This is a genomic window from Streptomyces sp. WAC06614, assembly GCF_003949795.1.
Classification (GTDB): domain Bacteria; phylum Actinomycetota; class Actinomycetes; order Streptomycetales; family Streptomycetaceae; genus Streptomyces.
Map to the genome: position 1 here is coordinate 1 of NZ_RPRY01000330.1, position 7,362 is coordinate 7,362.

At 72.7% G+C, this 7,362-nt stretch carries 7 protein-coding genes; 1 reads left to right on the forward strand and 6 read right to left on the reverse strand.

Translation table 11 applies throughout. From position 1 onward, the window contains the following. Positions 1 to 193: 193 nt before the first annotated feature. Positions 194 to 1,477: a phosphatase PAP2 family protein gene (locus tag EF918_RS29675; protein ID WP_125652028.1), complete on the forward strand. Its 1,284-nt coding sequence runs from the start codon at positions 194 to 196 to the stop codon at positions 1,475 to 1,477. A 39-nt stretch (positions 1,478 to 1,516) separates the two neighbouring features. Here EF918_RS29675 and EF918_RS29680 read toward each other — a convergent pair whose 3' ends face one another. From EF918_RS29680 to EF918_RS29705, 6 genes are all read right to left on the reverse strand, one after another. Further along, positions 1,517 to 2,857, reverse strand: coding sequence for a serine hydrolase (locus tag EF918_RS29680; RefSeq protein WP_125652023.1), 1,341 nt, complete (start codon positions 2,855 to 2,857; stop codon positions 1,517 to 1,519). 111 nt (positions 2,858 to 2,968) lie between these two features. Continuing rightward, complete coding sequence (locus tag EF918_RS29685) at positions 2,969 to 3,208, reverse strand: ferredoxin (RefSeq protein ID WP_185921976.1); 240 nt, start codon at positions 3,206 to 3,208, stop codon at positions 2,969 to 2,971. 4 nt (positions 3,209 to 3,212) lie between these two features. Next, on the reverse strand, positions 3,213 to 4,448 hold the full coding sequence (locus EF918_RS29690; RefSeq protein WP_125652024.1) for a cytochrome P450: 1,236 nt from the start codon (positions 4,446 to 4,448) through the stop codon (positions 3,213 to 3,215). Positions 4,449 to 4,521: 73 nt separating this feature from the next. Continuing rightward, a complete protein-coding gene (locus EF918_RS29695) occupies positions 4,522 to 5,331 on the reverse strand; it encodes an ABC transporter permease (RefSeq protein ID WP_125652025.1) in 810 nt (269 codons plus the stop codon). Further along, positions 5,328 to 6,317, reverse strand: coding sequence for an ATP-binding cassette domain-containing protein (locus EF918_RS29700; protein ID WP_125652026.1), 990 nt, complete (start codon positions 6,315 to 6,317; stop codon positions 5,328 to 5,330). The genes EF918_RS29695 and EF918_RS29700 overlap by 4 nt, the downstream gene beginning before the upstream one ends. A gap of 155 nt (positions 6,318 to 6,472) precedes the next feature. Further along, positions 6,473 to 7,309, reverse strand: a complete 837-nt coding sequence (locus EF918_RS29705) for a DUF4097 family beta strand repeat-containing protein (protein ID WP_125652027.1) — start codon at positions 7,307 to 7,309, stop codon at positions 6,473 to 6,475. Positions 7,310 to 7,362: the final 53 nt, after the last annotated feature.

Genomic DNA, 7,362 nt, shown 5'->3' on the forward strand with positions numbered 1-7,362 from the left:
GGGTGAGGTGGAGGGGGTGCGCGGGTGGGTGACCCGGTCCGGACGGACGTTCTGCACTCCGTTAGGATGTTCGAACTTGTAACGGCCAACCAAAATTAACCAAGCGGTTGAAATCTTGACACCTACGGTATCGCGGGCCCCCTCGCGCATAGAGGGCGACAGCAAGACCGCCGCTTGGCGCCGACCCCGGGTCGTGCTGTGGGCCGCGGTGAGTGTGATCGGAGTCGGGTTCCTCGCCGGCCTGGAGATCGCGGCGCGGCACTTCGGGGTGCCCGGGCCGGTCACCGTGCAGGCGCGTGAGGTCATCTTCGCACCCCAGTCGGGGACCGTGCTCTACGCCGGCATGGCGTTGATGCTCGTGGTGCTCACCTGGCGCCAGCGGTGGGTCGCGATCGGCGCCGCCGTCGCCATCGACCTGGTCTTCTGGCTGGTGCGATGGCTGGTCGACGCCCAGATGATGTACGGCAACGGGGCCCTGTGGGTGACCCTCGGCTGTGCGGTCGTCGCGGTCACCCGCCGCACCGGCCGGGAGCGCGCCCTGCTGCTGAAGGGCGTCGGGCTGGCCCTGCTGCTGGTGGCCGGCCGCAAGACCGGCTACACCTGGCTGCTGATCACCTCCAAGACCCGTCCCACCGTGCTCGACCAGTACGTGGCGACCGCCGACCACGCCCTGGGCAACCCCTCCTGGCTGGTCGGCCGGCTCGTCGAGGCCACCGGCACCATCGGCTTCCGGGTCCTCGAATGGGTCTACATCCAGCTCGCCGTGGCCGCGGTCGTCGTCGCCCTGTACCAGTTGCGCAAGGTGGCGGCCGAGCGCCGATTCCCCCGCCACCACCTGGTGCGCACCTTCCTGGTCATAGGCCTGCTCGGCCCCGGCATCTACATGATCTTCCCGGTGGTCGGGCCGATCTTCGCCTACGGGGCCGACGGCGGGCACTGGGCCGTCGCCGACCTGTGGCCGCACACGCCGACGCCGGTCGGCACCCCGCTCCCCATGGCCTTCGACGCCACCACCCCCCGCAACTGCATGCCCAGCCTGCACACCGCCTGGGCCACGGCGATCTTCATCCATTCCCGCAAGGGGCCCCGGGCCCTGCGGTACCTGGGCGTCTTCTGGCTGATCACCACGCTCGGCGCGACGCTGGGCTTCGGCTACCACTACGGCGCCGACATCATCGCCGGCGTGGTCTTCACGCTCACCGTCGAGGCCGCCCTGCGCTCCTACGACCGCGGGCTGGACCGCGAGGGGATCCGGCTCGTCGCCCACGGCGCCACCGTCTTCGTGGCCCTGCTGCTCTCGTACCGCTTCCTGCCGACGCAGCTCGCCGCACACCCGTGGCTGGGCGGTCCGCTGCTCCTCCTGGCGACGGCCTCGGTGGTCGTGGCCTACGTACGGACGACGCGGCGGTGGGACCGGGCGCCCGCAGCGGTGCACCTGCCGCAACCGCGTCGGGACCGGCAGCCCGAGCTGGTCTGAACCGCCCCGGGCCGCAGGCGGCGCCGGCGGCTCAGCAGGTCAGGCGCCGCCGTCGCACACCGCCGTCCGGGTCAGTGCCTTGAGCGTGCCGTCGATCGGGTGGGGCCGGGGCCGGCCCGAGGCGTCCGGCCGGTTCCAGCGGACGAGGTTGACGGCGTAGGACAGCTGGCGCCGGCCGTCGGCGCGGGTCATGGACACCGTCCCGGCCCCCCAGGTCGAGCCGTCATGGCCCCAGAACGTGCCGCAGCCCGGCAGGTCGAACCGGTGCAGGCCGAGCCCGTACGCGATCGGGCTGCCGTCCAGGGCCGAACCCGGTACGGTGCGCTGCATCTCGGCCAGGGACGACCGGCTGACGATCCTGCCGTCGAGGAGCAGGGCGTAGAAGCGGTCGACGTCCTCCATGGTGGACACCAGGGAGGCGGACGGGCCCACCCAGGACATGTCGTAGACGCTGTAGTCGCGCGGCGGGTCGATCAGCCCGTAGAAGGCCTCGTACATGCGCGGGTGCGGTCCCTGGATGTACGGGGTCCTGGGGAAGGACGTGTGCCGCAGGCCGGCCGGTTCGATGACGGTCCGGGTGATGTACTCCTCGGCCGTGGTCCCGGTCGTACGCGCCAGCAGCCGGCCGATCAGCAGGTAGTTGGTGTTGGAGTAGACCGCCCGGGGGCCTCCCGGCTCGCCGACCGGCGGGGCGCTCAGCCCCATCCGGATCAGGTCGAGCGGGTCGAACCGCCGGAAGCGGTTGTCGTCGATGCTGTCGGCCGTCGGGACCGGGTGGGACGGGGTAGTCGCCAGGGACGGGAAGGCGTAGGGGAGGTAGTCGGCGATGCCGCTGGTGTGGTTGAGCAGCATCCGGACGGTGACCGCGCGGCCGCGCTCGCCCGGTACGAGGTCCGGCAGGTAGTCGCCGATCGACGCGTCGAGCCGGATCCGGCCCTGCTCCACCTGGCGCATCACCGCGGCGGCGGTGAAGGTCTTGGTGATGCTGCCGACCCGCTGGCGCATGCCGGCGGTGACCGGTCGGCCGGTGGCGAGATCGGCCACCCCGGAGGCGCCGCGCCAGGTCCGGCCGTCGGCACGCACCTCGGCGAACACCCCCGGGACACCGGCCCGGTGCACCTCGTCGAGGGCCGCCTGCAGCCCGGCGACGTCCAGGCTCTCGGCGCCCACCGCGCCCACCGCGCCCACCGCGCCGACCGCGCCCTCAGGACCCACCGCGCCCGCCGGGGCTTCCGCGGCTGCCGCCGCTCCTGCCGTGGTCGCGGTCGGGGCCGTGGCCGTGGTCGCGCCCGCGGGGGTTCCGGTGGCGGCGGCCACCGGGCCCGCCGCACACAGACCGAGCGCGGCGGTGCTCGCGCAGAGCGCCAGGCGGATCTTCATGACGTCCGTCCTTCCATGACTGCCTCGGATCCGGTCCGAGACCGATGACGACCATCCTCGGCGCCGCCCCCCCGGGGGATCACCCGCCGTCCGTCGCGCATCGGGCCCCCGTCACGCACCGCCCGTCGCCGTCGCCGTCGTGAGGGTGACGGCGGCGGCCGGGCACAGGCCGGCGGCGAGGCGGACGGCGGCGTGCCGGTCCTGGGGCGGTCGGGGCGTGAGGAGGACCACGAGGCCCTCGTCCTCGTCCTGGTCGAAGACCGTGGGGGCCGTCAGGGCGCACATGCCCGCGCCCTGGCAGCGGTCCCGGTCCACCCGGACGGACAGGGGCAGTTGCCCGGAGGTGTCCATCGGATCAGGCCTCGTCCCAGGTGACCGGCAGGCGGTGGACGCCGTAGATGTTCATGCCGGTGCGCAGCGGTACCTCCGCGGCCGGTACGGCCAGGCGCAGGGTCGGGAAGCGGCGGAGCAGCGCGGGGAGGGCCACCGTCAGTTCCACCCGGGCCAGCTGCTGGCCCAGGCACTGGTGGATGCCGTGCCCGAAGCCCAGGTGGCCGGTGGCGCTGCGGTGCACGTCGAGGACGTCCGGGGCCGGGAAGCGGGCGGGGTCGCGGTTGGCGGCCTCGAAGGAGAGGGTGACGCTCTCCCCGGCCCGGATCAGCCGGCCGTCCAGTTCGACGTCCTCCAGCGCGGACTTGATGCCGGTGGGCGCCACGGTCAGGTAGCGCATCAGCTCCTCGACGGCCTGCGGCGCCAGGTCCGGGTCGGTCCGCAGGGCCGCGGCCTGCTCAGGATTGCTGAGCAGGGCGAACGTGCCGTGGGCGATCATGTTGGCCGTGGTGTCGAGTCCGGCGGCGAGCAGGAACCCGCCGATGCCGACCAGCTCCTCGTCGGTGAGGTCGGAGTCGCGGGCCAGGTCCCCGAGCACGTCGTCGGAGGGCTCCGCCCGCTGGGCGGCGACCAGTTCGGCCATGTACTCCTGGAGGCCGGTCATCGCGGCGTACCGCTCCTCGGGGGCCGCGTCCATGCTCATCAGGGTGTCCGCGTGGCCCTGGAACCGCGCCCGGTCGGCGTACGGGACCCCGAGCAGCTCGCAGATCATCAGGGCCGGGATCGGCCGGGCGAAGGCCTCGACGAGATCCGTGCCCGGGCCCCGGCGCTCCAGCGCGTCCAGGTGCTCGGCGGTGATCTGCTCGACGCGCTCGGTGAGCCGGCGCATCCGGCGGACGGTGAACTTGCCGGCCAACAGTCTCCGGAAGCGGGTGTGTTCGGGGGCGTCCATGCCGGTCATGTCACCGACGGGGGCGGGCGGCAGCGGGCCCTCGGGCCCGCCGGGGAAGGGGTAGTGCATCAGCTCGTAGCGTGAGCTGAAGCGCGGGTCGCCCATGATCGAGCGGACCGTGGCATAGCCGGTGGCCAGCCAGCCGACGTGTCCGTCGGGATACGTCATCCGGGTCAGCGGGCTCCGCTCGCGCAACTCGGCCAGTGCGGCGGGCGGGTCGAAGGGGCAGCCCGCGGTGCGCTGCGTGGGGAGCGTGACCGGCTCGGTGGCCAGGGGTTGCGTGGACTGCGTCGACGGGTCGTGCTGCATGGAGTCCTCCGTAAGTGCACTGGGGGTGGAGCGAGGTGAGTGGGAGTCGGACGGCGCCGCCACCGGTCACGTGTCACCGGTACGCGAGACGGCCGAAGGCGGAGCGGGCCCACAGGTAGCCGGCCAGGGTGAGGCCGAGGCACCACGCGACGGCCACATAGCCGCTGGTGCCGATCTCCGTGCCCGTCAGCAGGCCCCGCAGGGTCTCGATGACCGGGGTGAACGGCTGGTACTCGGCGAACCAGCGCAGCCCGGTCGGCATGGAGTCGGTCGGTACGACGGCGCTGCCGAGGAAGGGCAGGAAGGTCAGCGGCAGGGGCGTGTTGCTCGCGGACTCGGGGGTCCGCGAGACCAGGCCGATGGCGGCGGACACCCAGGTCAGGGCGAGGGTGACCAGCGTCAGCAGGCCGGCCGCGGCGAGCCATTCGACGACCGAGGCATCGGGACGGAACCCGATGGCCACCGCGACGCCGGTCACCACGGTGATGGCCACCAGGGCCTGGAGGGTGCTGCCCACGACGTGCCCGGTGAGGAACGCGGCCCGGGAGACGGACATCGTACGGAAGCGGTTGACGATGCCCTCGGTCATGTCGACGCAGACGCTGACGGCCGTCGCCACCGCGCCCGAGGTCGCGGTCATCAGGATGATGCCGGGGGCCACGTAGCCGATGTACGCGCCCCCGCCGGTGGGTGACCCGTCGCCGGCGGGCGTGCCGGTGATGCCCGCGCCGAGCGCGCCGCCGAAGGCGTAGGTGAAGAGCAGCAGCATCAGCACCGGCATCAGGACGACGGAGAAGGTCATCGCCGGATAGCGCAGGGCGCGCTTGAGGTTGCGCCGCAGCATCGTGACCGAGTCGCTGACGGCGAAGGAGAGGGTGCTCATCGGGTCATCTCCGTGGTGGTGTCCGGGGTGCCGTGGCCGGTGAGGGTCAGGAAGACGTCGTCGAGGTCGGGGGTGTGCACGGTCAGCGACTCGGCCCGGACCGCCGCGTCGTCCAGGACGTCGAGCACGGCGCGCAGGGTCGGGATGCTGCCGTCGCTCGGGATGCGCAGGGTGAGCTCCTCCGGGTCGCGGGCGCCGGCCCGGAAGTGGCGGGCGGCGGCGTCGAGTGCGGCGAGGTCCGCGAACCGCAGCCGGACATGACCGCCCGGGACGATGCGCTTGAGCTCGTCGGCGGTGCCCTCGGCCACCAGCCGGCCATGGTCCAGGACGGCGATGCGGTCGGCGAGCTGGTCGGCCTCTTCGAGGTACTGGGTGGTGAGGAAGACGGTCACCGCGTCCTCGACGACGAGCGTGCGGATGATCTCCCACATGGTGCGCCGGCTCCGCGGGTCGAGTCCGGTGGTCGGCTCGTCGAGGAAGATGATCCGGGGGTCGCCGACCAGCGTCATGGCCAGGTCGAGCTTGCGGCGCATCCCGCCGGAGAAGGTGGACACGGGGGTGCGGGCCGCCTCGGTGAGGTCGAAGCGCCGCAGCAGCTCGGCGGTACGCCGGCGGCCCTCGGCCCGGGGCAGGTGGCGCAGGTCGGCCATGAGGAGCAGGTTCTCCTCGGCGGTGAGGAGCTGGTCGAGCGCCGCGAACTGTCCGGTGACCCCGATCAGGGCCCGTACGGCCTCCGGTTCCGCGGCGACGTCGTGGCCGCCGATCCGGGCCTGGCCGGCGTCGGCGGGGAGGAGGGTGGACAGGATCTGGACGGTGGTGGTCTTGCCGGCGCCGTTGGGGCCGAGCAGGGCGAAGACCGAGCCCTGCGGGACGGTCAGGTCGATGCCGTCGAGCACGGGCCGGTCGCCGTAGGACTTGCGCAGCCCGCGGGCCGAGATGGCGGGGGTGGGTGGGGTTTTGCGCGGGGTGACGGCGGTGGGCGTCATGGAGGCCACTCCTGCGGTATGTAATTTCACGTGTGACATTGCATAGATGGTTTCGGTTGCGGTTTCGGAGGTGATTGCGGGGGTGATGTCGGGATGCGCCGGCCGGGCCCCGCCCCGCAGGGGTCCTCGGGGCGGTGGTCCGGCCCGAGCCCGCCTCAGGCGCGCCGGACGATGACGGTGCCGACGCTCGTCCGGGCGTGGATCTCCACGGTCTCCTTCGCCCCGCCGGGCCCGTCGCTGGCGCTGAGCGTGTTGCGGACCCCGCCGGCCTTGGAGTGGACGTCCAGCCAGGCGGCGGAGGTCTCCCGGATGCCGACCTCCAGGTCGCCGGCGGCCGTCTGGATCTGGATCACCCCGCGGGCCACGTCGTGGAGGCGGACGGACCCGTTGGCGGTCCTGGCCTCGACCGAGCCGTGCGCCACGCCGACCGTGATGTGGCCGTTGGAGTTGTTGGCCTTGAGGTCGCCGGTGATCGAACCGATCGTGGTCTCGCCGTTGTTGTTCTTGACCGTCGCCCCGCCCACGATCTCGGTGACGTGGACCCGGCCCGACCCGGCGATCTCGGTCTCGCCCCTGGCCCGGCCGAGGTGGATGTCCCCGTGCTCCGTGCGCAGGTGGGCGACGTCCGTCTCGTCCACGCGGATACTGCCGAACGAGGTCTTGATCCGGCACTCCCCGAGCGTCCCCTCGCAGACGTGGTCGGCCATGGGGGAGGTGCTGCGCAGGTGGGAGCCGGCGGGCAGCTCGACCGTCACGTCGATGGAGCCGTGCTTGCCGAACAGCGAACGCTGCTTGGGGCCCTTGAGGGTCAGCGTTCCGTGGGCGTAGCTGACCTTGGTCTGCTGCGCGGCGCGTACGTCGGCTTCCTCGCCGCTGTTGCTGGGCACGACCGTGACGACCGTGTCCGGCCGCTCGGACGCCCTGACCCGTACGTCGCCGACGTCGAACTCGAGGATCGCGGTGATCGGCTCGGGGGTCTCGTAAGAAGGCATGGGTGTCCCGTCCTCTTGGCTCAGGAGTGCGTATGCGCAGGTGGGGGGGGGGC